This is a genomic window from Aureimonas psammosilenae (assembly GCF_009176975.1).
Lineage (GTDB): Bacteria > Pseudomonadota > Alphaproteobacteria > Rhizobiales > Rhizobiaceae > Plantimonas > Plantimonas psammosilenae.
Window position 1 is genome coordinate 553,263 of record NZ_WEZG01000002.1, and the last position, 25,411, is coordinate 578,673.

Annotated in this window: 30 protein-coding genes and 1 tRNA gene; 18 read left to right on the forward strand and 13 right to left on the reverse strand. The window is 63.7% G+C overall.

Features of this window, described 5'->3' with window-relative positions; genetic code table 11:
* Window positions 1-25 precede the first annotated feature (25 nt).
* Together F9929_RS06565 and F9929_RS06570 are read right to left on the reverse strand one after the other, a co-directional pair.
* Window positions 26-619: a transglutaminase-like cysteine peptidase gene (locus tag F9929_RS06565; protein WP_235919063.1), complete on the reverse strand. Its 594-nt coding sequence runs from the start codon at window positions 617-619 to the stop codon at window positions 26-28.
* Window positions 620-941: 322 nt separating this feature from the next.
* The gene (locus F9929_RS06570) at window positions 942-1,541 is read right to left on the reverse strand and encodes a PilZ domain-containing protein (protein ID WP_152045723.1); all 600 of its coding nucleotides are present in this window, start codon (window positions 1,539-1,541) and stop codon (window positions 942-944) included.
* 162 nt (window positions 1,542-1,703) lie between these two features.
* On the opposite strand from F9929_RS06570, the gene F9929_RS06575 reads away from it, so the two are divergent.
* Window positions 1,704-2,447 (forward strand): rhomboid family intramembrane serine protease, encoded by a 744-nt coding sequence (locus F9929_RS06575; RefSeq protein ID WP_235919064.1) that lies wholly within the window; start codon window positions 1,704-1,706, stop codon window positions 2,445-2,447.
* Window positions 2,448-2,511: 64 nt separating this feature from the next.
* Window positions 2,512-2,946: a CBS domain-containing protein gene (locus F9929_RS06580; protein ID WP_152045724.1), complete on the forward strand. Its 435-nt coding sequence runs from the start codon at window positions 2,512-2,514 to the stop codon at window positions 2,944-2,946.
* A 12-nt stretch (window positions 2,947-2,958) separates the two neighbouring features.
* On the opposite strand, the gene F9929_RS06585 is transcribed toward F9929_RS06580, so the two are convergent.
* The 3 genes from F9929_RS06585 to folE form a co-directional block, all read right to left on the reverse strand.
* Window positions 2,959-3,924 (reverse strand): patatin-like phospholipase family protein, encoded by a 966-nt coding sequence (locus F9929_RS06585; protein WP_407922206.1) that lies wholly within the window; start codon window positions 3,922-3,924, stop codon window positions 2,959-2,961.
* Between the two features lie 126 nt (window positions 3,925-4,050).
* Entirely contained in the window at window positions 4,051-4,458 is a 408-nt protein-coding gene (gene hisI, locus F9929_RS06590) for a phosphoribosyl-AMP cyclohydrolase (protein ID WP_152045726.1), read from the reverse strand.
* Entirely contained in the window at window positions 4,455-5,078 is a 624-nt protein-coding gene (gene folE / locus F9929_RS06595) for a GTP cyclohydrolase I FolE (RefSeq protein ID WP_152045727.1), read from the reverse strand. Before folE ends, hisI begins: the two co-directional genes overlap by 4 nt.
* 118 nt (window positions 5,079-5,196) lie before the next feature.
* On the opposite strand from folE, the gene F9929_RS06600 reads away from it, so the two are divergent.
* The 5 genes from F9929_RS06600 to thrS all read left to right on the forward strand — a co-directional run bounded on the left by F9929_RS06600 (window position 5,197) and on the right by thrS (window position 8,694).
* Entirely contained in the window at window positions 5,197-5,640 is a 444-nt protein-coding gene (locus F9929_RS06600; protein WP_152045728.1) for an iron-sulfur cluster assembly scaffold protein, read from the forward strand.
* Between the two features lie 25 nt (window positions 5,641-5,665).
* Window positions 5,666-5,938 carry a nucleotidyltransferase family protein gene (locus tag F9929_RS06605; RefSeq protein ID WP_235919065.1) on the forward strand — a complete coding sequence of 91 codons (273 nt, stop codon included), beginning with the start codon at window positions 5,666-5,668 and terminating at the stop codon, window positions 5,936-5,938.
* Window positions 5,938-6,300, forward strand: a complete 363-nt coding sequence (locus F9929_RS06610; protein WP_152045730.1) for a HepT-like ribonuclease domain-containing protein — start codon at window positions 5,938-5,940, stop codon at window positions 6,298-6,300. The genes F9929_RS06605 and F9929_RS06610 overlap by 1 nt, the downstream gene beginning before the upstream one ends.
* Window positions 6,290-6,580, forward strand: coding sequence for a membrane protein insertion efficiency factor YidD (yidD, locus tag F9929_RS06615; RefSeq protein ID WP_235919066.1), 291 nt, complete (start codon window positions 6,290-6,292; stop codon window positions 6,578-6,580). The genes F9929_RS06610 and yidD overlap by 11 nt, the downstream gene beginning before the upstream one ends.
* Window positions 6,581-6,708: 128 nt before the next feature.
* Window positions 6,709-8,694, forward strand: coding sequence for a threonine--tRNA ligase (gene thrS / locus F9929_RS06620; protein ID WP_152045732.1), 1,986 nt, complete (start codon window positions 6,709-6,711; stop codon window positions 8,692-8,694).
* Between the two features lie 40 nt (window positions 8,695-8,734).
* On the opposite strand, the gene F9929_RS06625 is transcribed toward thrS, so the two are convergent.
* Window positions 8,735-9,904, reverse strand: coding sequence for a collagen binding domain-containing protein (locus tag F9929_RS06625; protein WP_235919068.1), 1,170 nt, complete (start codon window positions 9,902-9,904; stop codon window positions 8,735-8,737).
* Window positions 9,905-10,058: 154 nt separating this feature from the next.
* On the opposite strand from F9929_RS06625, the gene F9929_RS06630 reads away from it, so the two are divergent.
* From F9929_RS06630 to F9929_RS06640, 3 genes are all read left to right on the forward strand, one after another.
* A complete protein-coding gene (locus tag F9929_RS06630; RefSeq protein WP_152045733.1) occupies window positions 10,059-10,640 on the forward strand; it encodes a nitroreductase family protein in 582 nt (193 codons plus the stop codon).
* Window positions 10,640-11,272: a flavin reductase family protein gene (locus tag F9929_RS06635; RefSeq protein ID WP_152045734.1), complete on the forward strand. Its 633-nt coding sequence runs from the start codon at window positions 10,640-10,642 to the stop codon at window positions 11,270-11,272. Before F9929_RS06630 ends, F9929_RS06635 begins: the two co-directional genes overlap by 1 nt.
* An 89-nt stretch (window positions 11,273-11,361) precedes the next feature.
* Window positions 11,362-12,495 (forward strand): DUF2336 domain-containing protein, encoded by a 1,134-nt coding sequence (locus F9929_RS06640; RefSeq protein ID WP_152045735.1) that lies wholly within the window; start codon window positions 11,362-11,364, stop codon window positions 12,493-12,495.
* 6 nt (window positions 12,496-12,501) lie between these two features.
* Here F9929_RS06640 and F9929_RS06645 read toward each other — a convergent pair whose 3' ends face one another.
* The 3 genes from F9929_RS06645 to F9929_RS06655 form a co-directional block, all read right to left on the reverse strand.
* The gene (locus tag F9929_RS06645; protein ID WP_152045736.1) at window positions 12,502-13,275 is read right to left on the reverse strand and encodes an NAD kinase; all 774 of its coding nucleotides are present in this window, start codon (window positions 13,273-13,275) and stop codon (window positions 12,502-12,504) included.
* 190 nt (window positions 13,276-13,465) lie between these two features.
* Window positions 13,466-14,548: a catalase family protein gene (locus F9929_RS06650; protein ID WP_152045737.1), complete on the reverse strand. Its 1,083-nt coding sequence runs from the start codon at window positions 14,546-14,548 to the stop codon at window positions 13,466-13,468.
* Window positions 14,549-14,577: 29 nt separating this feature from the next.
* Window positions 14,578-15,024 carry a DUF2383 domain-containing protein gene (locus F9929_RS06655; protein WP_152045738.1) on the reverse strand — a complete coding sequence of 149 codons (447 nt, stop codon included), beginning with the start codon at window positions 15,022-15,024 and terminating at the stop codon, window positions 14,578-14,580.
* 222 nt (window positions 15,025-15,246) lie between these two features.
* Between F9929_RS06655 and F9929_RS06660 the strand changes: the two genes are divergently transcribed.
* The 5 genes from F9929_RS06660 (at window position 15,247) to F9929_RS24655 (ending at window position 19,122) form a co-directional block, all read left to right on the forward strand.
* Entirely contained in the window at window positions 15,247-16,140 is an 894-nt protein-coding gene (locus F9929_RS06660; protein WP_152045739.1) for an MBL fold metallo-hydrolase, read from the forward strand.
* Window positions 16,141-16,237: 97 nt separating this feature from the next.
* Window positions 16,238-17,131 carry an SDR family oxidoreductase gene (locus F9929_RS06665; protein ID WP_152045740.1) on the forward strand — a complete coding sequence of 298 codons (894 nt, stop codon included), beginning with the start codon at window positions 16,238-16,240 and terminating at the stop codon, window positions 17,129-17,131.
* Between the two features lie 270 nt (window positions 17,132-17,401).
* Window positions 17,402-17,995 (forward strand): YciE/YciF ferroxidase family protein, encoded by a 594-nt coding sequence (locus F9929_RS06670; RefSeq protein ID WP_152045741.1) that lies wholly within the window; start codon window positions 17,402-17,404, stop codon window positions 17,993-17,995.
* Window positions 17,996-18,155: 160 nt separating this feature from the next.
* A complete protein-coding gene (locus F9929_RS06675) occupies window positions 18,156-18,437 on the forward strand; it encodes a hypothetical protein (RefSeq protein WP_152045742.1) in 282 nt (93 codons plus the stop codon).
* A 553-nt stretch (window positions 18,438-18,990) separates the two neighbouring features.
* Window positions 18,991-19,122, forward strand: a complete 132-nt coding sequence (locus tag F9929_RS24655; RefSeq protein ID WP_268915635.1) for a hypothetical protein — start codon at window positions 18,991-18,993, stop codon at window positions 19,120-19,122.
* Window positions 19,123-19,170: 48 nt separating this feature from the next.
* Here the strand turns inward: F9929_RS24655 and F9929_RS06680 are convergent, their stop codons facing one another.
* Complete coding sequence (locus F9929_RS06680; protein WP_235919070.1) at window positions 19,171-19,974, reverse strand: DUF4145 domain-containing protein; 804 nt, start codon at window positions 19,972-19,974, stop codon at window positions 19,171-19,173.
* A 148-nt stretch (window positions 19,975-20,122) separates the two neighbouring features.
* Window positions 20,123-20,197, reverse strand: a tRNA-Thr gene (locus F9929_RS06685).
* Window positions 20,198-20,314: 117 nt separating this feature from the next.
* On the opposite strand from F9929_RS06685, the gene F9929_RS06690 reads away from it, so the two are divergent.
* Together F9929_RS06690 and rbsK are read left to right on the forward strand one after the other, a co-directional pair.
* Window positions 20,315-21,526, forward strand: a complete 1,212-nt coding sequence (locus F9929_RS06690; RefSeq protein ID WP_152045743.1) for a fumarylacetoacetate hydrolase family protein — start codon at window positions 20,315-20,317, stop codon at window positions 21,524-21,526.
* A gap of 66 nt (window positions 21,527-21,592) precedes the next feature.
* A complete protein-coding gene (gene rbsK, locus F9929_RS06695) occupies window positions 21,593-22,507 on the forward strand; it encodes a ribokinase (RefSeq protein ID WP_152045744.1) in 915 nt (304 codons plus the stop codon).
* Window positions 22,508-22,706: 199 nt separating this feature from the next.
* Here rbsK and F9929_RS06700 read toward each other — a convergent pair whose 3' ends face one another.
* Both F9929_RS06700 and F9929_RS06705 read right to left on the reverse strand, forming a co-directional pair.
* Entirely contained in the window at window positions 22,707-24,068 is a 1,362-nt protein-coding gene (locus tag F9929_RS06700) for a sensor histidine kinase (protein ID WP_152045745.1), read from the reverse strand.
* Window positions 24,065-24,730 carry a response regulator transcription factor gene (locus F9929_RS06705; RefSeq protein WP_152045805.1) on the reverse strand — a complete coding sequence of 222 codons (666 nt, stop codon included), beginning with the start codon at window positions 24,728-24,730 and terminating at the stop codon, window positions 24,065-24,067. The genes F9929_RS06700 and F9929_RS06705 overlap by 4 nt, the downstream gene beginning before the upstream one ends.
* Window positions 24,731-24,891: 161 nt before the next feature.
* On the opposite strand from F9929_RS06705, the gene F9929_RS06710 reads away from it, so the two are divergent.
* Window positions 24,892-25,407, forward strand: a complete 516-nt coding sequence (locus F9929_RS06710; RefSeq protein WP_152045746.1) for a hypothetical protein — start codon at window positions 24,892-24,894, stop codon at window positions 25,405-25,407.
* The last annotated feature ends 4 nt before the right edge of the window (window positions 25,408-25,411 follow it).

The window sequence follows — 25,411 nt, forward strand, 5'->3', positions numbered from 1 at the left end:
CGGCGGCGTCGAGCCGCCGGCCTGATCACTTCACGCTGCCGACCAGGACGTCGCGCGCGTCACCGATGCCCATCCACTTGCCGGCGTGCCGCTCGGACTGCCGCTTGAGGAACTTCAAGCTCGTGTCCTTCCAGTCGAGAACGCGCTCTTCAAGATTGTCGAGCACGAAGTCGCCCTTGTCGGTGCGGATGGTGAGCACCGCATGGCCGTCGCCATTGGCCTGACGCGCCACGGTGATAAGGAGGGCCGAGCGCGGAAAGCCGAGTTTCTCCAACATATACTGCTTGAGGAGCACGTAATCCTCGCAGTCGCCTTCCGTCTTCGGATAGGCCCAGTATTCCGCCGTGCCGTAGAGCTCCTGGTCGGTGCGCGGGAAGATGCTGCGGTTCACGGCCGCGTTCACCTCCACGATCCGGTTCCAGTTGGCGGGCGTCAGGCGAACGAGTGCGATCTCGTCGTTGCGTTGGCATTCCTGATCGTACCGCTTGCAGAATTCGTAATGTCCGACCGGCTGAGAAGTCGCGCCCAGGATCGGCATCGGACGACCGTCGGCCATTGCGGACGTTGCGCTCACCACGAGAGCGGCGATGCCGAGGATGCCGAGATATAGCTTGTTCATGAGCGCCGCTCCCGATGTTCTTTGCATCATAGCAGTCGCGATTTACTTCCGAACCAAGCCGATAGGCGCAATTTTAGCGATCTGTACGATTTCAGCGGTGGCGAATACTTTCGAGATCATCACCGCTGCCCCGTCCAATTCGAGATATTGCGTTAAGACTTTCTTTACCACATCCCGGCGGCAGCGATGCGTTCATCTCCTGTTAACCCTAACGGACGCGAAGGCTTTGGATTGCGGCTCCCCGCTCGGAACCGAATCCATAAACGAAAACGGCGCCGCCCGAGGGGCAGCGCCGTTCGTGTGTATGCGAGGGGGCGGGGGGTCAGAGGTTCGAGATCGTTTCCAGCGATTTGGGCGAGCTGAACTCCACCGCGAAGCCTTCTTCCAGATGACGCACCACGCGGCTCGCCGTGCTGCCCACCAGAAGCCGCGAACCGATGGCCGGCCGGACGTCCGATTGGAGCGCGGCGCCCGACAAGGACAGATCGATGATCCGCACACGGTACTTGCGCCCGTCCTCCAGCGTCATGTCCACGACCGGCTCGGTCGGCTGGATACGCTCGTGGCGGCGGTCTTCCGGCAAGCGCAGTTCGCCGCGATTGGCGAACCAGGTCAACTGCGCGGCCAGTTTCTCGCGCTTGCGATCCGTCATGGACGTCGTCAGGGCAAAGCCACCGGCAAAGCGGCGCGCGACCTTGCCCTCGAAACGTCCGAGCTGGTCGACGTAAAGGATCACCCGCTCGTCGAGGCGCACATAGCCGGCGGTCAGAACCGCCACGTCACCGGGAGATATGTCCTGGAGGCGGCACGGATATTCGCTGCGGTCCTCCAGCATGAAGCGGCCCAGAAGATCCAACTGCACCCGGTGAAAGCGCCGTTGCTCCTGAAATTCGCCGATGGGGGGAGATGCGAGAGCTGACATGATTCCTTCGGCGTTCACGCTTTGCGTTGCTGGCATCATGATGCGCGAGCGACCTTAACGATCGTTGAGACTTTTGTTGGCGATCTCGCGACATTCGCTCATTTCTTCCCGAAGAACGGTCCGCTACACCCGATTTCTGGTTGGAGCCACAAGGAGCCTGTCTTGACCCGCGAGGAAATGGATGACCGCCCGCCGACGGGCTTCGGCCCGCAAGACGGTCGCCAGCCGATGTTCAACGTGCCCGGCATCGTCCTCGCGACGATCCTTCTTCTGGCTCTGGTCCACGCGGCGCGCGTTTATCTGTTGAGTGGGGCGGCCGACGAGCAGCTTGTTCTCGATCTCGCCTTCATTCCCGGCTGCTACGAACTCGATTGCGTCGGTGCGTATCAGCGAAGCGCAGGCGCGGACCTCTGGTCGCCGCTCTCGCACGCACTCCTTCACGGGGACTGGACGCATCTGGTTCTCAACACCGTGTGGCTGCTCGCCTTCGGCACGCCGATCGCGCGGCGGCTGGGGGCGGCCGGTTATCTCGCCTTCTCGGTCGCGGGCGCGTTGGCGGGCGCGGGCCTGTTCTTTCTCGTCAACCCGACGCTTCTCGAACCCGTGGTCGGGGCCTCGGGCGTCGTGTCCGCTTTGATGGGCGGCGCGTGCCGCTTCGCCTTCGGCGCGCTCGGACGCTCCACGGCGATGACCGTTGATGCGCCCCGCCTTTCGGTGACGGAAGCCCTGCGCGACCGCACCATCCTTATCTTCATCCTGGTCTTCTTCGGAACCAATCTCGCGACCGCTTCGAGCTTCGGCAGCTACCTCGCGGGAGGGGCGACCATCGCTTGGGAAGCCCATCTCGGCGGCTTCGCCTTCGGCTTCCTTTGCTTCCAGTTCTTCGACCGCCGAACGAGGCGGTGAAGAGCGGGGACTTGCGGGATGTGCTCTTCGGCGTACCATCCTCGGCGTGAATAGGAGGAGATCAATGAACGTAGCCAGCATCCTCAGTGAAAAAGGCAGTGACGTCTTCACGATGCGTCCCGATGCGTCTCTCGCGACGGCGGCGAGCGAACTCTCCACAAGGCGAATCGGTGCCGTCGTGCTCGTGGACGAGGCCGGTCGTATCGCCGGCATCCTTTCGGAACGCGACATCGTTCGCGTCGTCGGCAGTCGGGGCGAGGCGGGCTTGAGCGAGCGCGTGGCGGACGTGATGACGAAGAACGTCTCGACCTGCAGCGAGAGCACCAGCATCGACGAGTTGATGAGCCTGATGACGCGCGGGCGTTTTCGCCATGTACCCGTGGTGGAGGCGGGCCGGCTCGTCGGTCTCGTTTCGATCGGCGATGTGGTGAAGCGCCGGATCGCCGAGGCGGTTCAGGAAGCGGAGCACATGCGCAGCTATATCGCCGAAGCCGGCTGAGAACGGGGCTCGTCAGCCGCCGTTGTAGCCTTCGGTGACGCGCTCGATTTCGGGAAGACGTCGAACGGTTTCCTCGTAGCCGAGCGCGATCGTTTCTTCCGCGCGAAAGAATTCGGCCAAGCCGATATCGCGGACGCGCGGATGAAGCGACAGGTCGGGCGGGTCGCCGGCCAGCCGGGAGCGCGAGATGCGGTCCTGGATGATGTTGAAGGCGTCCGCCATCGATTCCATGACGCCGATCTTGTCGCGTCTGCGCTCATTCTCGGCGAAGCTTTCCAACGCTTCGCCGGCCGCGTTGACCGGGCGCTGGGTCGCCGGGCCGCTTCCGCGCGCGGCATTCATGCGAACCACGGCGGCACGGCCGAAGAGATCGTAGTTGAGGTTCACGGCCACCACGAGCGGCTGCTCATAGGCGCGGCAAACGGAAACCGGCACAGGGTTAACCAAGGCCCCGTCGAAAAGCTGGCGATCGCCGCAGCGCACCGGCTCGAAAACGCCCGGCAGCGCGTAGGAGGCGCGCATGGCGATGATGAGCGAGCCGGAGTCCAGCCAGACCTCGTGCCCGCTGCGCGCCTCGGTCGCGACGCAGACGAGGGGCTTATCCAGCTTCTCGATCAGAACGCCGTCGAGTTGCTCCACCAGCCGTCGATTAAGGCGCATTCCGCCGAGCAGCCCAGCCGTGCCGAAACGGATGTCGAGGAACCGGATCAGCCCGCGCCTCGTCAGCGAACAGGCGAACTCCTCCAACTCGGCGAGGCGGCCGGCGAGGAAGCAGCCGCCGACCAGGGCGCCGATCGAGGTGCCGGCGATGAAGCTCACCTCGATGTTGTTGTCGCGCAGCGCCTTCAGAACGCCGATATGGGCCCAGCCGCGCGCCGCGCCGCCGCCGAGCGCCAAGGCGATGCCGAGACGCCGGTCGGGCCGGATCGACGCCTTCGGATCGGGGGTTGGCAGCCGGTTGTCGACTTTCGCCGGCAACAACGGACGATCGTCCGTTCGGTCGTCGCCGGTTGATCGGCCAGGGGGCTTGGGGGGAGAAGAACCGCGTCGCCACATGACCTCAGCATAGCCGAAGCAATGCGGCTTTTCGTTAAACGCTTCGGTTCAAACCGCCAAAACTTCCAAACGGCGAGCGTCCCCGTTCACATCCACCGAGCGGTAGAAGCAGGTCCGGCGGCCGGTATGGCAAGTCTCCTCGGGACGAGCGACATCGACCTTCAGCCAAAGGGCGTCCTGATCGCAATCCACCCTGATCTCGCGTACGCTTTGCAACGCGCCGGACGTCTCGCCCTTCTTCCAAAGAGATCGGCGCGACCGGCTCCAATAATGCGCGATGCCGGTTCGCAAGGTCAGGTCCAGCGCTTCGTCGTTCATATGCGCGACCATCAGGAGTTCGCCGTCGCGCGCGTCGGTGACGACGGCCGTCACCAGTCCGTCGCGGTCGAAGCGCGGGGTCAGACGCGCGCCGTTCTCCAAATCGGCCTTCGGGCCGGCGGGGTCGAACAAGGTCAAACGCCGCTCCGCATCATGGAAAGCGCCCGGTCGCGTTCCTGCCGATCCTGCGAGAAGATGCCGCTGAAGGATGTGGTGATGGTCTTGGAGCCCTTCACCTTCACGCCGCGCATGGCCATGCAGAGATGCTCGGCTTCCAGCACAACGGCAACGCCGCGCGGCTTCAGCGCCTCGTCGATGGCTGTCGCGATCTGGACCGTCAGTTTTTCCTGCGTTTGAAGACGGCGGGCGAAGATATCCACGACGCGCGAGATCTTGGACAGGCCGAGAACCGGCCCGGCCGGCAGATAGGCGACATGCGCGCGACCGATGATCGGCACCATGTGATGCTCGCAATGCGAATGGAAATCGATGTCGCGCACCACGACGACGTCGTCATAACCGCCCACTTCCTCGAACACGCGGCCAAGCGCTGCGGCGGCATCCTGGCGGTAACCGCCGAACAGTTCGTCATAAGCCTTGGCGACGCGCGCCGGCGTTTCGCGAAGCCCCTCGCGGGCCGGATCGTCGCCGGCCCAACGGATCAGCACTTCGACGGCGGCCTCCGCTTCCTCGCGGGTCGGTCGGTTCGGGGCGGCATCGCCCCGTGCGTCGGGAAATTTCTTGATGATGGCATCCATCACACGGACTCCGGCCCAGCGCGCTTCTCGTTCTTCCAGGTCCGCACGCGCGCCCTTATATAAAGGCTAAGGGAACGGCTTTGAAGGTGACAGCCGGCCCCGTCAACCCGAGGCGACCGTGATCGACGATATCTATAATGCCGAGATCCTGCGGCACGCCGGCAATATCACCCGTATCGGCCGGCTGGAAACGCCTGATGCGACGGCAACGGCCCATTCCAAGCTCTGCGGTTCCATGGTCACCGTTGATCTGACGGTGACGGATGGCGCCGTGTCGGATTTCGCGCATGAGGTGCGGGCCTGCGCTCTCGGTCAGGCGTCTTCCGCCATCATGGCGGAGGCGATCATCGGCTCCACACCGGCGGACTTGCGCGAGTTGCGGCGGACCATGCTGGCGATGTTGAAGGAGAGCGGAGCGCCTCCCGCCGGCCGCTTCGCCGACTTGCGCTATCTCGAGCCGGTGCGCGACTACAAGGCCCGCCACGCTTCCACGATGCTGACCTTCGACGCGGTGGTTTCGGCATTGGACCAGATCGAAGCGCGAAGCGTGGAAGCGGCGTGAGGTTTCGATGCGACCGTCGGAAGCGTTGAGCAAGAATCGCGAAGAAGTGCTGGGTATTCTCGCCCGCTTCGACGTCGCACGCCCAATGGTTTTCGGATCGGTTGCTCGTGGCGACGATCGAGAAGGAAGCGATCTCGATATCGTTCTCGAACTGTCCGATGGGGCAACATATTACGATGTGTTTCGCATCGAGGATGAACTCTCCGATGTTCTGGGAGTTCGCGTCGATGTGCACACATACGGCCGGCCATCCTCGGAATTTCTGTCTCGAATATCCGAAGACCTGAAGAGCATCTGATGGTTCGCAGTGGACGCGACCTCCGAAATCTGCTCACCGATCTGCTTTCTTGGGGGCGGGAGACCGCGCGGTTCGTCGAGGGGCATGATGCCGAATGGCTCCTGTCGAGCCGTAGGGACGAACTGGCTTTGACCAGGCTGATCGAAGTCGTCGGCGAGATAGCCGGTAGCATTCTGCGCCTTCACCCGGATTGGTGCGCGAACGAGGATATCGAAGACCTCACCATGGCCTATCGCATGCGCAACAAGCTGGCGCATGGCTACGAGGACATTCGCCCGGATCTCCTTTTCGATGTCGCCGATCGACACATTCGGATGCTGAACGCGAAAGTCGAGGTCTGGCTGGACGCGCTTGGTGCGTAAGTCTTCGCGCAACTACACCGGCCCTTGGCGCCGGACGCCCGGCCGCCTGTTCGGGCTCGGTTTCGTCCGCCTTTACCAACTGACTTTCTCGAGCTTCGTCGGCGGGAACTGCCGCCATATTCCGACCTGTTCGGAATATGCCTTTGAGGCCATCGCCCGCTACGGGTTACTTCGAGGCGGCTGGCTCGGCGCACGGCGCGTCGCGCGCTGCGGGCCGTTCGGGCGCGCCGGTCTCGATCCTGTTCCGGACCTCGATGGGCAAAAACCCCACCGGCACTGACGGCGGAAAACGGGGTTGCCGTGCCGTTCCCCGATGCTAAAAGGCGCGCGGTTCTTTCGAGCCGTTCCAATCGATCCAAAAGGCTTACCCGCATCCGTAGGCGGGGGTGAGCGAAAAAGGACAAGATCATGATCGACCTTCAGTTTCCCGATGGCTCCGTGCGCCAGTTCGAGGCGACCGTCACGGGTGCCGCCATCGCGACCGGCATTTCCAAGTCGCTCGCCAAGAAGGCCGTCGCCTATGCGCTGGACGGCGAGGTTCGCGACCTGTCCGACCCGATCGGCCACGGCGGCGCGATGGAAATCCTCACGCGCGACGATCCGCGCGCGCTCGAACTGATCCGGCACGACGCCGCCCATGTCATGGCCGAGGCGGTGCAGGAGCTTTGGCCGGATACGCAGGTCACGATCGGTCCGGTGATCGAGAACGGCTTCTATTACGACTTCGCACGCGACACGCCCTTCACTCTCGACGATCTGGCGACCATCGAGAAGAAGATGGTGGAGATCGTCCGCCGCAACGCGCCCTTCCGCAAGGATGTCTGGAGCCGCGACAAGGCCAAGCAAGTGTTCGCGGCCAAGGGCGAAACCTACAAGGTTGAGCTGGTGGATGCGATCCCGGCCGATCAGGACGTGAAGATCTACAGCCAGGGCGACTGGTTCGACCTTTGCCGCGGGCCGCACATGGCCTCCACGGGACAGGTCGGCGAAGCGTTCAAGTTGATGAAGGTGGCGGGTGCCTATTGGCGCGGCGACTCCAACAACCCGATGCTGACGCGCATCTACGGCACGGCCTGGGCGACACCTGAGCAGCTCAAGACCTACCTCACCATGCTGGAAGAAGCGGAGAAGCGCGACCATCGCCGGCTCGGGCGCGAGATGGACCTGTTCCACTTCCAGGAGGAAGGTCCGGGTGTCGTTTTCTGGCACCCGAAAGGCTGGTCGCTGTTCCAGGACCTCGTCGCCTATATGCGCCGCCGCCTGAAGGCGGACTACGCGGAAGTCAACGCGCCGCAGGTGCTGGACAAGTCGCTTTGGGAAACCTCCGGCCACTGGGGCTGGTATCGCGAGAACATGTTCCAAGTGCAGTCGGCAGGCGACGAGGCGGAAGACAAGCGCATCTTCGCGCTGAAGCCCATGAACTGCCCCGGCCACGTGATGATCTTCAAGAACGGCCTGAAGTCCTATCGCGAACTCCCTATTCGATATGCGGAATTCGGCACGGTTCATCGTTATGAGCCGTCCGGCGCGATGCACGGGCTGATGCGGGTTCGCGGCTTCACGCAGGACGACGCGCACATCTTCTGCACCGACGAGCAGATGGAAGCCGAGTGCCTGAAGATCAACGATCTGATCCTTTCGGTCTATCGCGACTTCGGCTTCGAGGAAATCGTGGTCAAGCTGTCCACGCGGCCCGAAAAGCGTGTCGGCACCGATGCGATGTGGGATCGCGCCGAGACGATCATGCGCCAAGTGCTCCAGACCATAGAGGCGCAGTCCGGCGGTCGCATCAAGACGGGCATCAACGAAGGCGAGGGCGCGTTTTACGGGCCGAAGTTCGAGTATACGTTGAAGGACGCGATCGGCCGCGAATGGCAGTGCGGCACGACGCAGGTGGACTTCAACCTGCCGGAGCGCTTCGGCGCCTTCTATATCGACTCCAATTCCGACAAGGTGCCGCCGGTGATGATCCACCGCGCCATCTGCGGGTCGATGGAGCGTTTTCTCGGCATTCTGATCGAGAACTTCGCCGGTCATTTCCCGCTCTGGCTCGCCCCTCAGCAGGTCGTGGTGGCGACGATCACCTCGGAAGCGGACGCCTATGCAACGGAAGTCGTCGCACGCTTGAAGGCCCTCGGCCTTCGGGCGGAAGCCGACCTTCGCAACGAGAAGATCAACTACAAGGTCCGCGAGCATTCGCTGGCCAAGGTTCCGGTGATCCTCGTTTGCGGCAAGCGGGAAGCGGAGGAGCAGGGCGTCAACGTACGTCGTCTCGGCTCGCGCGATCAGGAGGCGATGAGCCTCGATGCCGCTCTGGCGCTTTTATCGGAAGAAGCCGTGCCGCCCGATCTGAAGCGCGAGCGGCCCGCGACTTCCGGCGACGTGACGCAGTAGAACGAAAAACGAGCGAGGGCCGGCTTTCGTCGGTCCTCGATCAGTCGCCGGAGCCTTCGACCGAGTCGGCCTGCGGCAGGATGTCGGTCGTCTTCAGCTCGACATCGACATTCGACCCGGCCGAAACCGTGAAATCGCGCTGGTAGGTCTTGTCGCGGTTCTTCGCCACGACGAGGTATTCGCCTTCCGCCAGCACCATGGACGGGAAGGCGCTGACGCTTTCGCGGATCAATCCGCCATCGGCATCCATCACCTGCCACGCCGTATCGGCGATGGCCTCGCCGCCTGTTTCGCGCACGAGCTTCATGGTCAGTTCGGCGGCGCGGTGTTGGAGGGTGACATCCGTCACCTTGCCGGCGTCGACCTTCACTTCGCCGCCGACTTCGGCATTGTCGGAACCGTATTTCGAGACGATGCGGTAGCTGCCAGCATTGATCGGAACCACCGTTCCCGGCTCCACGTCCTCGGCGATCAGCCGTCGATCCCGCTCGTTGTCCTCGTCGGAATAGATATCGAAGGTCAGTTTGTCGGCGGGAATCGGATGGTCGCCCGCGACAACCGCGTTCATCTTCAATCCGCCGGCATGCAGAACGATCGAGTCGTGAAGCGGCGTCAGGCCGACATCGATCTTGCGCGTCACGCCGGCCCTGCCGAAGCCGACATGCATGAGATAAGGGCCGGGCGGCACGTCGAAATCCACCGCGCCTCCTTCGGCGGAAGCGACGAGCGGCAATTTGCCGTCAGGACCCACCGTCGGCGAGAACAGTCGCCAGACGAGACCGTTCGGCACTTCGGGCCCGCCATCCATCAACCTGGCGTCGAGATGCAGCGGTTTGGCGCGGGGGATCTGGATGTCGAGGCCCGGCAGCTTGGTGGGGGCATAAGCGGGCAGGGCCGGAAGCGACAGTTCCATGTCGTCGCCCGAACCCGGCTGGCGCGGCAGGGCGATCGGCTCCAGCCGCCGCATGGGCTCGGGAAGGTTCACGCCGATATCGCCCGGCGAAGCGGAGGGAATGCCGGACGGCGAGGCATAGGCTCCCGGCTCGCGCTCGGGGCCGCCACCGCCGCCGATACCACGCGAGAAGAAACCACCGCCGCCGGGGCCTTCCTGCGCTCGGCCGGCGGCCACCGGGCCAAGAAGAAGCGCGGTTGCCAGGAAAGCGGGCGCGGCGACGGAAAGATCGCCGACTTTGAATAGAATGCGAGGCATCGGCACGTTTGGAGTACGGATCGGCGCGGACATCAAGCGCCAAGTGCATTCACGACACCGTCTTTGTGTCATTCCTTCGTTGATGCGTTCGCAGCCATTGGATTTCCGCCCCGCTGTGGCTAGCTGACATCGCGACCCATATGGAATCGAGTTCTTGACCGAAATCGCCGACTATCTCGCCACGCGTCGATCGATCGCCATCCCTGCCTTGGAGCAGCCCGCGCCCGAAGGGGATATGCTGCAGCGGCTCGTCACCATCGCCGCCCGGGTTCCCGACCACGGCAAGCTCGCGCCCTGGCGCTTCATTCTTTACCGCGGCCAAACGGCGGCGGAACTCGGCAATGCGCTGCGGCAACTCGTCGAAGCGCGCGAGGGCCCACTCGGCGAAGCGCGCGCTGCGATGGAAGAAGCGCGGCTGTCGCGGTCCCCGCTGGTGATCGGCGTCGTGTCACGCGCCAAGCCGCATGTGAAGATTCCCGAGTGGGAGCAGGTCCTGTCGGCGGGCGCCGCGGCGATGAACCTCGTCCATGCCGCCCATTCGCTCGGCTTCGGTGCCAACTGGGTGACGGAATGGATCGCCTACGACGACGAGGCCAAGGCAATTCTCGGCATTCAGCCGGACGAAAAGGTCGTCGGCTTCATCCATGTCGGCACCTATCGCGGCGGGCCGCCGGCAGACCGCGTGCGCCCCGAACTTGCCGATATCCTGACCGAAGCCACAGTGCCGAACGCCTGATGTTCTATACCACCGATACCAACCATCACGGCCTGCCGCACGACCCGTTCAAGGCCATCGTCACGCCGCGCCCCATCGGCTGGATCTCGACGCGAAGCCGCGACGGATCGGTCAACCTCGCGCCCTACAGCTTCTTCAACGCCATCGCCGACAACCCGAAGCTCGTCCTTTTCTCGTCATCCGGCATGAAGGATAGTGCCTCCTTCGCCATCGAAAGCGGAGAGTTCGTCGCCAATCTCGCGACGGACGCGCTGGCCGAAGCCGTCAACCGCACATCCGCGCCGGCGCCTCGAGGGACGAGCGAGTTCGCTATTGCGGGACTGACCGAAGCGCCCTGCCATCTCGTCGCCGCGCCGCGCATCCTTGAGAGCCCGGCGGCGCTGGAATGCAAGGTCGTCGGCCACTTCACGCCGAACGGCATCGACGGCCGGCCGGCGGATGCGGTGGTGGTCATCGGCCAGGTGGTCGGCATCCACATTTCCGAGGCCATTCTTCGCGATGGCCTCGTCGATATGGAACTCGCCCGGCCGCTGTCACGCCTCGGCTACCTCGATTATGCGGTCACGAGCGACGTGTTTGCCATGCGGCGGCCCCGGCAGGCGGATGGCGGCGATGCTCCGCCACGAGGTTAACCACTCCCGAAGAAACGTCGTAAACGATCGTTAACCTGTCGCCTCGATACTCAGGCCGTATCAGTCTTTGTCGCGGTCTTCGATTCGGCATGAACCTCCAGCGATTCGTGAACTGGTGCGAAACGGCGAACAGCCGGGAGCGCATCGAAGGCTTCGCCGCCATCGCCCACGCCTTGCTGGATGGGTCGGTGCCTTCGTTGGAAAGGGAGGCCGCCGAAACGGCCTTGGCGGTGGCTCTCGACGACCCTTCGCCGAAGGTTCGCGCTTCGCTCGCCGCAATCATCGGGCTGCACGAACGCGCCCCCGCAGCGCTGGTGCGCGGTTTTCTGCAGGATTGCGAGGAGATCGCGGTGCTGGTGGCCGCGTCGCCCGTGCTCGACGCCGACGACTTGCTGGATGCTCCCGCGTTGAATCGTGACAGGGTGCATGCGGCGATCGCGGCTCGGGTCGATCTTCCCGGCGCGGTTGTCGCGGCCATTGCGGTCGAAGGGTCGGCCAAGGTGGTGACGGCGCTCCTGGGCAACCCGCATGCCGACATTTCCCAGGGCGTGCTGCGTCTCCTCGCCGAGCGCCATGGCGGGGATGCCGGCGTTCGCGCTCTTCTCGTTTCCCGCCCGCTGCCGCCCGACATTCGCCAAACGCTGATTCTGGAAACAGGCCGAAGCCTGCAGGAAAGCGATCTCGTGAGGGCCGTGCTCGGCTCAAATTCCCGGAACGTCGTTTTCGAAGCTTGCGAGCGCGCGACGGGCGGCCTTGCGGAAAACACGTCGCCTCGCGAGGTGCCGGTGCTTGTCGAACATCTGCGCGGCAGCGGGCAACTTTCCGTCGCCTTTCTCCTGCGCGCCGCGTGTCTCGGCAATATCGACCTTCTGGCCGCGTCGCTGACGGCTTTGTCCCGCCTTTCCGAGCGCCGCGTGCGGGCGGTGCTGGTAGAATGCCGGGATGCGCCTTTCCGGACACTCGGTCTTCATTGCGGTCTGAGCGCTTCGGAAAGCGAACTCATCCGCGTCGCGACCATGTGCTGGAAGGACATCGCCATGGGGCGGATGGACCTCAAGGGCGGGGAAGCGGCCGAAAGCGTGCTTCGTCGCGTCGCGCAGACCTTCGGGGAGCGCATGAAGGGGCCTGAGGACCGCGAGGCCTTCGCGCTTCTGCGGCGGCTTCAGCGCGAGAATGCGCGGGACGTCATGCGCCGGCGCACGGAGCGCCTGCTCGCCGCGTGATCCGCCTTAGAACTTGAACTGTTCGGCGATGATCCGCTCGTCCCAGGAATGTCCCCGGTCGAAGAGGAGTTGAACGGAAAGCGTGGTTGATTCCTTCACGCAGATCCGGCTGACCGATTTGACCTCCAGATGATCGGCCACCGCGTTCACCGGACGCTTGTCGATCTCCAGCGTTTCGATCTCGACGGTCTGCCGGCTGGACAGGAGAGCCCCGTGCCAGCGGCGCGGCCGAAACGCGCTGACCGGCGTCAGCGCGAGGAGCGGCGCATCCATCGGGATGATCGGCCCCTGCGCCGAAAGATTATAGGCGGTCGAGCCGGTCGGCGTCGCCACCATCACGCCGTCGCAGACGAGTTCTTCCAGCCGTACCTGACCGTCGATCAGAATGCGCAGGCGCGCCGCCTGATAGGACTGGCGGAACAGCGACACCTCGTTGATAGCCGGGGCGTGGTGCTCGCGCCCGTCGCGGTCCACCGCCAGCATCTCCAAGGGCCGGATGGAATGCGAGACCGCCGCGTCGAGGCGCCGGGGCAGATCGTCCTCGTGAAACTCGTTCATCAGGAAACCGACGGTGCCCTGGTTCATCCCGTAGATCGGGACGCCGGTATCCATGAAGCGATGCAAGGTCTGGAGCATGAAGCCGTCGCCGCCCAGCGCTACCACGACATCGGCCTTGTCGGGCTCGACATTGCCGTAAAGGGCGACGAGGCGCTGGCGCGCTTCCCGCGCGGCGGCGGCATCGCTGGCCACGAAGCAGATGGACGACAGGGAACGCTGCATCGGCTCCGGTAAGGCATCGCCCGGGCTTTGAAACGGCGGGCAGGGTGGTCGGTGCCGGCTTCGAGGCCGGGACGGAATCGGTTCCCGCCCCTTCGACGCAGCCGCTCTAGAAACGAGGGCTAACATGCCACCCCTTGGCAGGCAATGAAGCGGAAGCACTGGATGGGCAGCCCTTCCGCATGCAGGGCGATCAGGCGGGAATCTGATCGGCGCGTTGCGGTTCCTGGCTTTCCACACCGTTTGCCCGGTGGCGAAATGCCGACAGGGCTTCGTAGACTTTGAGCCTTGCGCGCATCACCGAGCCGAGCGGTCGATGGGCGGATAGAGAGTGCGCCGGCCGGAACGACATGACTTCATCGAAGTAGCGTTGCCGTTCCGCGCTATAGGCGTTCTGCGCCGGGATGCGGATGGTCGCCACGGTGCGGAACGGCGTTTCGTCCGTCGACCATTCCACGGAAGCGTCCTCGATCGGCTGCGTTTCGGCATCCGTCCAAAGCTGGGCGCGCAGTTCGAAGACGGTCTCGTTCGCGGCGAAGAAGTCCACCGTCGCGTGGCGGAAGGCGTCGGGATCGTCGCTCGTGTCGATGGTGACGTCCTGAAGCGCATCCTGCGCCGGGCTTGCCGGAAAGGCCGCGATCTTGGCGACATAGGCACCGTAGCGCAGCGGGGCTTGACTGAAATAGGGTTCGGACAGGGGGTGGCTGAACGGGTGGCCGAAGAAGTCGGCCTTCGGGCTCTCCGTGCCGAGGGCCTTCAACGCGCGGTTGGCGTTCCGGGCGAGCGACGACACGGCGTTTTTCACGCCTTCGGGCAGCGATGTCCCGGCTTCGAGTTGCTTCTCGTCGCGAAGGAATCCCTGCGCCGTCCCGGACGGAAAGGTCGGGCCGCTCGCCAGGACGATGTCCTGCGTGTCGCCATGATGCGCCCCGAGCTTTTCCCCGGCCACACCGAAGACCTTGATGGCCATGCCGCGATGGGTCGAAACGCTGTCGGAAAGCGTTTCGCCCGGCCCCTGCGCGAAGCGGATCGCGACAGGGTAGGTTTGGGCATGTTCGAAGAGCCCTTGCGCGAGTTCCGGCGGAAGGTCCGGGTGAACCAGCAGTTCCCCGACGACGAGGCCCGAACTCTTCGCGTGGGAAGCCCGCACGGCGTGATGCTCGCGCTCGGCGACCTTTTCCGATTGATGCGTCATCGCGCGGACGATGCCGTCGATGGCCTCCGCTTCGTCGGGTTTGGGCGTTTCGACGTCCGGTCGATAGGGCAAGTAGCTCATGAGCCGATCACTCTTTGAAAATCTCTTCGTCAGGCTGCGGCTTGGCTGTCCATATAATCCTTATGCCGTGTTTCGTCGGCCAACGCCTGCCGGAAGAAGGCCTGCGCTTCCGGCGTCGCCGATGCGTTTTTCGAAGCGTGGTCGTAGGCCATCTTGGTCTCGATCTCGTTGGTCGACATGGCCTTCAGGATGGTGCGGTCGCCGATGATCGACGCCAAGGCCACCTTGCCCGTCGTCAGATATTGCTTGGCATCGCCTTCGGTCGGCGCTTCGACGCCCAGTGCGCCCGCCATGCGCGTCAGCTCCGCGACATGCTTCTCATGATCGGCCTTGAACTCGGCGATCTTCGTTTTGTGCGTCTGGTCGTCCAAGCGGTCGATCGTCGACTGATACGCGGCGATGGCGTCGTGCTCCAGAATCAGAAGATTCTGAACCAGTTTCTCGAAGGTGCTTTCGGTGCCGACTGTCGTAACCATTCTAAACTTCTCCGTGTTTCGAAACTTGAATGCCTCATACCGAGCGCCGTTCCGCCCGGCGGTCGCGGGTCGCCGCGAAGCCCTTTGCTGTCCAACGACCCGGCACCCGCTTCCGAGAAAGTTTCGGCCGAAATGTTCAGCGCTCGGTCGCGGCTAACGCTTGTGGGCGGATCGACATCGGTCGCCTGCGCTTTCCCTTTCAACAGATGATTGGAGGCGACGATGGCCGAGCAGATTCCGATGCCGGAAAGCAGTCTGGCGATGGACGAGATCCTGGATGAGGCGAGGGCGGACGACACGCATGAGGTCGTGTCCGATGTGGCTTGGCGTCGGCTCGGCATCGTGAACGTCGTCTTCGTCGGCGCGGCGGGATCGGGCGACCGCAACTGGGTTCTGATCGATGCCGGCATTCCGGGAACCCGGAGCCTGATCGAGGCGGCGGCGGAGAAGCGGTTCGGAGCGGGCGCGCGCCCGGCCGCCATCGTCATGACGCACGGCCATTTCGACCATGTCGGCGAACTCGAAAGCCTGGCGGAAGCCTGGGATGCGCCCGTCTACGCGCATTCCCTGGAGCACCCCTATCTCAATGGTCAGTCGTCCTATCCGCCCGGCGATCCGAGCGTCGGCGGCGGGTTGATGGCGGCCATGGCGCGCTTCTATCCGCGCAAGCCCGTCGACGTTTCGTCGCGGCTTCGCGCCCTGCCGGCCGACGGCTCGGTGCCGGCGATGCCCGGCTGGCGCTTCATTCACACACCCGGCCATAGTGTCGGCCATGTTTCCTTATGGCGCGACAGCGACCGGGTGTTGATCGTCGGCGATGCGTTCGTGACCACGCGGCAGGAATCGGCCTATGCCGCGCTGACGCAGAAGCCCGAAATGCACGGACCGCCAATGTACTACACGGTGGAATGGGACAAGGCGCGCGCCTCCGTCGCAGAGCTTGCGGCCCTGGAACCGGAGATCGTGCTGACAGGTCATGGCCGCCCGATGTCCGGGCCGGAAATGCGCGCGGCGCTGCATCGTTTGTCGTCCGACTTCGACGAGATCGCCGTTCCCAAATCCGGTCGTTACCTCACCGAACCCGCCCGCGCCGAGGACGGTTCGGCCTATAGGTGACGAAGACATCTGCGGCACCGGCCATGTGTTCACGAGGGAACGCCTTCCGGTTTTCAGGCTTTCCTCCAGCATATCCACGAACTTCTCAGGAGTGCCCATGTCCGACCGTCTGACGATGCAGGACCCCCGCAAGCAATATCCGCAGCCGCCTTTCCCAAGGCAGCCGCAACCCGTTCCGGGTCTTGCTTCAAAGATGGACCCCGTGCCCGACCATGGCGAAACGAGCTACAAGGGCTCGGGCCGACTGGCTGGGCGCAAGGCGCTCATCACCGGCGGCGACAGCGGCATCGGCCGCGCCGCCGCGATCGCCTTCGCGCGGGAGGGAGCGGACGTCGCGATCTCCTATCTCGGCAGCGAGGAAGCCGATGCGAAAGAGGTCATCGGGCTGATCGAAGCGGAGGGGCGCAAGGCGCTGGCGCTCCCCGGCGACATCACGAACGAGGCGTGGTGCCGCGATCTGGTGACGAAGACGGTGGAAAGCTTCGGCGGGCTGGACATTCTCGTGATCAATGCCGGCCGGCAGCAAAACCGCGAGGATATCTCCAAGGTCACGTCGGAGGATTTCGACAAGACGCTGAAGACCAACCTCTACGCCATGCACTGGATCGCCCAGGCTGCCGTTCCGCATCTGCCGGTTGGTGGTTCGGTCATCACCACGGCCTCCGTGCAGGCCTATGAGCCGTCCGACATCCTCCTGGACTACGCCACCACGAAGGCCGGCATCGTCGCCTATACCAAGGCCTTGTCGAAGCAACTGATCGAGAAGGGCATCCGCGCCAACGTCGTCGCACCCGGCCCGTTCTGGACCGCACTTCAGGCAAGTGGTGGCCAGCCGCAGGAAAAGGTCATGCAGTTCGGCGGACAAAGCGCTTTCCGGAGGCCTGGCCAGCCGGTGGAGATCGCACCGATCTATGTTCTGCTGGCGAGCCAGGAAGCGAGCTACATCACCGGTGAGGTCTATGGCGTAACGGGCGGTGCCGGCATCGCCTGATCCGAGGGATACCGGCCGGGGGCGAATGCCCTTCCGACAGATGTGAGTTCGGCGGCAGGGGCTCCAAACCGGGGTCCCTGCTTTCGTATGCGGCCCCGGATCGACTTCTATGGCGAGGGGCGTCGGACTCAAGTCGAGTTGCCGGAAATGAATCCACATACGGCAAAGCGTTGGACGAAAACGCTTGGGAACACTCCGCCCTCGGAGTCGCTTTGAGGACCACAAGAAGCCCGATCATCCAGCGGGCGACGAGTTAGGAGTGAACTCACCATGGCCACCGAAAAGACCCTTGCGGATGCCTTCCACGAGACACTGAAGGACGTCTACTATGCCGAAAAACAGTCGGTGAAGGCGTTGAAGAAGTCCGCCAAGGCTGCGCAGTCGGATGAGCTGAAGCAAGCCTTCACGCAGCATGCCGAGGAAAGCGCCGAGCAAGTGGAGCGCTTGGTTCAGGTGTTCGAGATTATCGGCAAGCCCGCCCGCGCCAAGACCTGCGAGGCCATGCAGGGCATCGTCGGTGAGATGGAAGAGGACTTGGAGGATTTCGGTGGAACCGACGCCGCCGATCAGGTTCTCATCGGTTGCGCCCAGGCCGTCGAGCATTACGAGATCGCGCGCTATGGCCTTTTGAAGACCTGGGCCGGCAAGCTCGGCTACGACGAAGCCGTGGCGCTGCTCGATCAGACGCTCGAGGAAGAAAAGAAGACGGACGCGCTTCTGAGCGAGATCGCCGAAGGTCTCGACTACTCGGCAACCGTTGGCGAAGACGACGACGCGCTGGCCGATGAGGACGAGGAAGCGCCGAAGGGTGCCGCGGCCCGCACCGCGAAGAAGGGTAAGCCTGCCGCGAAGAAGGCTGCCTGAGGCGGCTCGATCCCGGTCGGGATTGTTCGGAAATACGCGCCGGTCGGTCCGTTATGGATCGGCCGGTTTCGCGTTCGAACCTGCCCTGGACGGGAACAGTTGTCGTGCATCGGATCGTGCATGGATTTCGGCACGGCGTTACGACGGGAAAGACTGAACAATGCCGAGAAAACGCGAAGCGCTCGCCGTCGCCCTCATGATCTCGTTGCTCGGCGGTTGCACCTCAATCACGCCGAACGGTCCGACGTCCCTTCCTGCCGGCATCGACGCCAACCGTGCCGGGCGCGGCACGCCTGAATTCTGCAAGCGCTACGCGGCCCAGACCTACATCAACACATTCCAGACGAATTCCGACACGTCGTCGAGTGCCGGCGCGGATATGCAGGCCGGGACAAGCGGTTCAGCCGCCTACCAGCGTTGTCTTCAGGGGAAAACGAATTAAAATCGATTGGAATATGGATCTTCGACGCTAGACAACTAGACGTTTCCGTAAGGACGCTTTAGAGGGTGATCGTCTTGGTTGAGCCCTGCTCCCAAGCTCGATGAGGGGCGCTGTCTGGGAGGGCGGCGCCCCTTTCCTTTTTCGCTTCCCACCGTTCGAGCCATTCGAAATCGATGGGGCGGCTATGCAATCTCGTCACTTCTCCCGTTTCGAGCGAAGGCGTATTTGTCGAACATCGAGTTTCGCAGCGGGCATCCTCCTCCCAAGGTCCCTGCGGATAGGCCGGCAGTTCCTCCCACTGCCGCCGACGCGTCCTCTTCCTCCTCCCAAGCGGGGACGCAAGAACAACGCCCACCGGTCCTCCCCCGGTGGGCGTTTTCATTTCGGGTCTTCAGGAAATCTCGTTTCTCAGTGCAGGTAACCGAGGAACCAGAGAATCAAAATGATCGGCACGGGAATGCCGATCAGCCACAAAAGTCCGCCCTTAAGCATCTCGCGACTCCACAAGCGAGCGCCACGCCCGCGATCCCTATCAACCGCGCGTGAGCATGGCGTGTTCCACCGCCGGCGGATCACGCCTCAGAAGTTCGACTGGCTCGCGCTGGAGATGGGCTTGAGGATCACAGGCGAGGTGGAGCCGATCACCACCCGCGCCCTCGTCGATGCGCTCTTCGAGGCGGCTTGAACCGTACGAGGAAATCGTACGGTTGGATGGCCGCGATGGCCATCTATACTAGGAACCGGAAGTCTCTGGCGCCGCGATCTTCTTCGGTGCCTCTGCCGTCGAGATTACCTCTTGCCGAGCGGCTTTCGCCACGGCCAGTTCGTCTTTCTTCTTTGCAGCGAGCGCCGTAATTGCCGCCAGCTTTCCCTGTCGCTTGTGCCGCGCGACATACCATTCGTCGAAAAGTAGTTCGATCAACTCAATGAGGGCTTGAGCTTCGCCGGGATCGACATCGACGATTATGTTGATGTCCTTTTCCATGTGAGCACCGATATTGCCGATATCCCGAACAGCATCGATCGCGTCGATCGTCTCGGGTTCAACCCCCCGAGGTGCAGAGCCAGCCTCGGTCCGCGCTCTTAATTCCTTGATCTCGTCGATAAGACGACCCTTAGCGATCCCAGCAAAGTCACGAATCATTCCCTGCAAACAACGTCTGGCGAGAGTAGCCGAAGCCTTTGGACTCAAATCGCGGATACGGCAAGCTTCGATGTAATCGTCACGAAGCACGTCGGGAATGTACAACGGTTGAGGTTTCGCTGTATTCTCCGGCAAGAGCTTCCAATAATTGGTCTGATCCTTGAAATAATCGGAGCCCCGAGGATTGTGCGTTAGATCGTAAAGAATAAATTCGAGGGATCTCTTCGCGCACTCCTCATTCAAGCATCTAATCGATATTATTTGATATCCTCTTTGATCAATTTGTCGAAAGCCTTCGTAGAGATATCCCTCTTTCACATCTGAGTTATTGTCCGTCAAAACCTGCGGATGGAAACAATGCGGGCATTTCCAGTTCATGCCACTCTTGGCCATGTCGCATTCCATATTGCGTAGAGTAGCAGAATGTGCCGGGAAACCGTTGGAAATCAAGGTAAACGGATGGCAACATGGTGCGACATGAATACGTGTATGCCGCCGCCGTCTTTGTTCTTTAACACATTGTGAAAGATGATAATTTCGATGGTGCCGGTTGAGGGGATTGAACCCCCGACCTTCGGTTTACAAAACCGCTGCTCTACCGCTGAGCTAAACCGGCGCCGGGGAGGCCATAGCATGGAATTTCCGGCGATGGGAGCCTGTCGTTGTTGTGCTTTGCGGTTGCGTCCGCCGGCAAGGCGGCTATCTCGATAAAGGTCGAGGATGGAGGAACCGGATGTCCAGCACGATTGCCGCCGAGGCCGTTGCACGAGCGTTTGCCGAAACCGCGCGTCTTGGAGAGCGCTCCGACGCCGCATTCGTCGGGCGCGTGTTCCGGCCCGATCTCGGCGGTCCTTCGGTGGTCAGGATCGCCGGAGGCCGGGTGGTCGACGTGACGGGCGCCTTCGCCACCGTTTCCGAACTTTGCGAGAATGACGATCCGGCCAGCGCGCTTCGGCGGGCTGAGGGGGACGATATCGGCTCGCTCGCGGAGCTTCTCGGCAACACGCCGCCGGATGATCGCAATGCTTCCCGTCCGCACTTCATCGCCCCAGTCGATTTGCAAGCCTTGAAGGCAGCGGGCGTCACCTTCGTCGTTTCGATGCTGGAGCGCGTGATCGAGGAGCGTATCCGCGGCGACGCCAATGCGGCCGGCGGGGTGCGCCAGCAGATCCTCGACCTCGTCGGCTCCGACATCCGCAACCTGAAGCCCGGTTCGACGGAAGCCGCCGCGCTGAAGGTGGCCTTGATCGAAGCGGGAGCCTGGAGCCAGTATCTCGAAGTCGGCATCGGTCCAGACGCGGAGATCTTCACGAAGGGCCAGCCGCTTTCCGCCGTCGGCAGCGGGTCCGATATCGGCGTCCATCCCGGTTCGACCTGGAACAATCCCGAGCCGGAAATCGTCCTCGCGGTATCGTCCAAGGGGCGCATCGTGGGGGCGAGTCTGGGCAACGACGTGAACCTTCGCGATGTCGAGGGTCGTTCGGCTCTCTTGCTCGGCAAGGCCAAGGACAATAACGGGGCGGCCGCGATCGGGCCGTTCCTGCGTCTTTTCGACGATGGCTTCACGCTCGACGATGTGCGTCGCACCGAGCTTTCGCTGGTGATCGACGGGCCGGAAGGCTACCGCCTCGACGGGCGCTCCTCGATGAGCCAGATCAGCCGCGATCCGGCGGAGATCGTCGGCCAAGCCGTGAATGACCATCATCTTTATCCGGACGGACTGGTCCTGTTTCTCGGCACGATGTTCGCGCCGATCCAGGATCGCGACGATCCCGGCCGTGGCTTCACCCACAAGACCGGCGATGTCGTGACGATCCGAACGGAGGCGCTTGGCGCGCTCGTCAATCGCGTGAAGCCGACCGACGAGGTGGAAGGCTGGACGATGGGCGTTGCTGCATTGATGCGCAATCTCGCCAAGCGCGGGCTTCTCGGGGCTTCTCGATGATCTTGCCAAGTCGCGACAAATAAAGGATTTGGCCCCTTCGCGAACGGGTTTCGCCGGGAGATGCACATGACGCCGCGCATTGCCGTGATCGGCTCCAACAACATGGATCTTGTGACCTATGTGAACCGCGTGCCGGAGGCGGGGGAAACCATCGAGGCCCCGTCCTTCGAAATCGGCTTCGGCGGCAAGGGTGCGAACCAGGCGGTGGCCGCCGGCCGTCTCGGCGCGTCCGTCCTGATGCTGAGCAAGGTCGGCGACGATTCCTTCGGGGTCGACCAGCTTCGCAATTTCGAGGCGAACGGCATCGACATCCGCCATGTCGGTCGCGTGCCGGGCATGTCGTCGGGCGTCGCGCCGATCTTCGTGGAGCCGAACGGCGAGAACCGCATCGTCATCGTGAAGGGCGCCAATGCCGAACTGTCGCCTGCCGATATCGACGCGGCGGCGGAAGACCTGAAGACCTGCCGGCTGATCCTCCTTCAACTCGAGACGTCGCTGGATGTCGTTTATCACGCGGTCGAGTTCGGCCGGCGGCACGGGATCGAGACGCTGTTGAACCCGGCGCCCGCCGCCGCCGATCTCGACCTCGCGCGGGTGCTCCACGCGACCTTCCTCGTGCCCAACGAGACCGAGCTCGCGCTTTTGACCGGGATGACCGTGACGGACGAGGCAAGCTGCGAAGCCGCCGCGCGCCGTTTGATCGAGGGCGGCGTGCGCTGCGTCGTGGTGACGATGGGGGCACGAGGCGCGCTTCTGATCGAAGCGGGCAATCCGGCCAAAGTCATCCGTCCCCATGCGGTCGAACCCGTGGACACGACCGGGGCGGGCGACGCGTTCATCGGCTCCTTCGCCCATTTCTACGTCACGACCGGGGAGGTGGAGTCCTCGCTGCAACTGGCCGCCCGCTACGCCGCGCAGTCGACGCTGAAGCGCGGAACGCAGAAATCCTATCCGACGGCGTTGGAGTTTTCGTCGTTCTAAGAGCGCCTAACAATACCTCCGGGCGGAGGATGGCCGAGGAATTTTTGTCCGATACCGAGGAGCGAAGCACAGTCGATGCGAGGGCGCATCGGCGAGCATTCGCGACGGTCCGGAGGACGGGCGAGACAGGCGGCTCGCTCAGAGCGGCAAAAAGAACCGGCCAGCCGACCCCGCGAGGTTTTGTTAGACGCTCTATGCCTCAGCCGCGCGGCACTGGAAGTGTGAGCCGCGCTGCGAGGCCGTTCAGGGTGGAAGGGCCGATCGCGAGCGAGCCGCCGTAGAGTTCGGCGAGTTCGCGCGTGATCGACAGGCCGAAACCATGCCCCGGTTGCATTTCGTCGAGGCGCCTGCCGGCGACCATGGCTTCCGGCACGTCGCCGGCGGCGAGGCCCTTGCCGTCGTCGTCGACGGTGAGGACCACGGTGCCGGCGTCCCGCCGCGCGCCGACGAGAATACGGCTTCCAGCCCATTTGCAGGCATTGTCGAGAAGATTGCCGGCCATCTCGTCGAAATCCTGCGGCTCGCAGGAAACGGCGAGATCGTGCGGCACCTCGATCTCGAAGCGAAGCCCGCGCTCGGCATAAACGCGGGCCAAGACCGCCGCGAGATCGTCGATATGCCGGCGCACCGGCGTCGTCGCGCGCGCCGGATGGCCGAGCGCGGCGGCGCGGGCGCGGGCAAGATGGTGCCGCACCCGCCCGTCCATGTCGTCCACCAAGGCCCGCGCCGAGCCGTCCGGGTCGCGGTTTTCGAGCGACAAGGCGAGGTCCGCCAAGGGCGTCTTCAAGCCATGCGCGAGGTTGGCGACGTGGCGGCGGGCGCGTTCGAGCCCTGCGGCGTTCTCCGCGATCAGCGAATTCAGTTCCGTGGCGAGCGGCTTGATCTCGTCGGGCTGGTCGGTCGGTATGGCGCGCCGCGCGCCGCTGCGGACCGCCGCCAGATCGCGACCGAGGGCTTCGAGCGGTTTCAGGCCGTAGCCGACCTGCAGCCGGGTCGCGAGAAGAAGGCCGAGCCCGAGCGCCACCATGGAAAGAACCACGGGCGTCATGGCGTCCCGCATCGGGCCGCCGATCGCCTCGATGGGCGCTGTCACCACGATACGCACTGGCCGCGATCCGACGGCCGCCGAAAGCACGCGCGCGTAGAGGCCATCTGCGTCCTCGATGGCGACCGGCCGTGACCGCATGCGGGGGCGACGACCCCGTATGTCCGGTTCGGGCTCGGTGGCCGTGACGTTCAAAGGGCCGCGACGGTCTAAGGAGGGTGCCAGGAACGGTGGCGCGCCTTCCACGTCGATCTGCCAGAACCAGCCGGGATTGGGGCGATCGAAGGGAGGCCCGCCTGGGTCCTCGGCGAGAACGATGTCGCCGCGCGGACCTTCATGCAGGTCGTTCAGAAGCGAAATCGCCTGCGCGTCGAGCCTCAGGTCGAGCTGGTGGGTGATGAACCGGTGCAGCGTGAACGCCATGGCGGCGGCGGCGGCGAGCGTCGCCAGCGTGGTGGCGATCGCGGCGATCGCCATCAGCCGCCCGCGCAGCGAGGTGGGAACGGAAAGCCTCATGCCTCGCCGGCGGTCAAACGGTAGCCGTGGCCGCGCACGGTCTCGATCATCGCCGCGCCGATCTTGCGGCGCAGCCGGGCGACGATGACCTCCACGGAATTGGAATCGACTTCGGCATCCCCGTCATAAACGCGTTCGAAGATGTCGGCGCGGGACACGACATGCTCCTTTTGCAAGGCGAGGCAGGACAGGACGCGCCATTCAAGGCCGGTAAGGCGAAGGGGCAGGCCTTCCAGCTCAAAGGTTCCGAGCTGCGCGTCATAGGCGAGGGGACCGCACAGGATGCGCGTTTCGGCGTGGCCGGCCGCGCGGCGGATCAGCGCGCGCAGACGCATCACCAGTTCCTCCACCCGGAACGGCTTCATCACGTAGTCGTCGGCGCCGGCCTTGAAGCCTTCCACCTTCTCCGACCAGCCGTCGCGGGCGGTGAGGATCAGCACCGGAAGAATGCGCCCGGCCTTGCGCCACGCCCGAAGCACCTCGATGCCGGGAACGAGCGGCAGGCCGAGATCCAGCACGGCCGCGTCGTAGACGCCGGTTTCTCCGAGATGCTGACCGTCCTCGCCATTCTTTGCCAGATCGACGCTGAAGTTCTCTCGCCGAAGATGCTCTGCGATCTTTTCTCCAAGCGAATGGTCGTCTTCGATCAGAAGGATCTTCAACATCGTCTCCATGGGCCATCACCCGCTTCGAAAAAGGGGAGATATCCGGACACGAGCGCTATTCCATGCGGCTGAACCGATCCTGAACGGGTTCGTTCAGGCCGGGTTGGACGGGGTCATGGGAAAAGGGCGTCATCAGCAACGGATCAGGAGTTCCTTCCTTGACCAACACCGAAGATCAGTCCCCCGCCGCCGAGCCCGTGAAGCCCGCTCATATGGCTGCGGACCATTCGCCAGCTGGGCGGCGATCCTTTCTCAAAGGCCGCCTCGGCGCGGCAGCCGTCGGCGCGCTTGTTCTGGGCGTCGCCATCGGCGGTGCTGGAACGGCCATCATCGGCAACCATCACCAACGCTCCACCCTGGTGCTGGAGCCGGCCGCGATCTCATCGCTCCAGAACGACAGCCTCGCGGCGGTGAAGGCGCAGGTGGCCGAAGTCTTCGGCAACAAGATCGTCGTCGAGGACGGCAGCGGTCGGGTTCTGATCGAAACCGGTCCCGAAGGCGAGGGACGCTCCCTGGCTGCCAAGGGCGACACGATCACCGCGCAGGGCCGCTTCGACGAAGGGGTTCTGAGGGCGGAAATGCTGGTTCAATCGAACGGCAAGGTCGTTGAACTGAAACCGAAGCCGCCGCGCGACCATCCTCCGCGCGGCCCCAAGGAACTCGCGCTTCGTTGAAGCG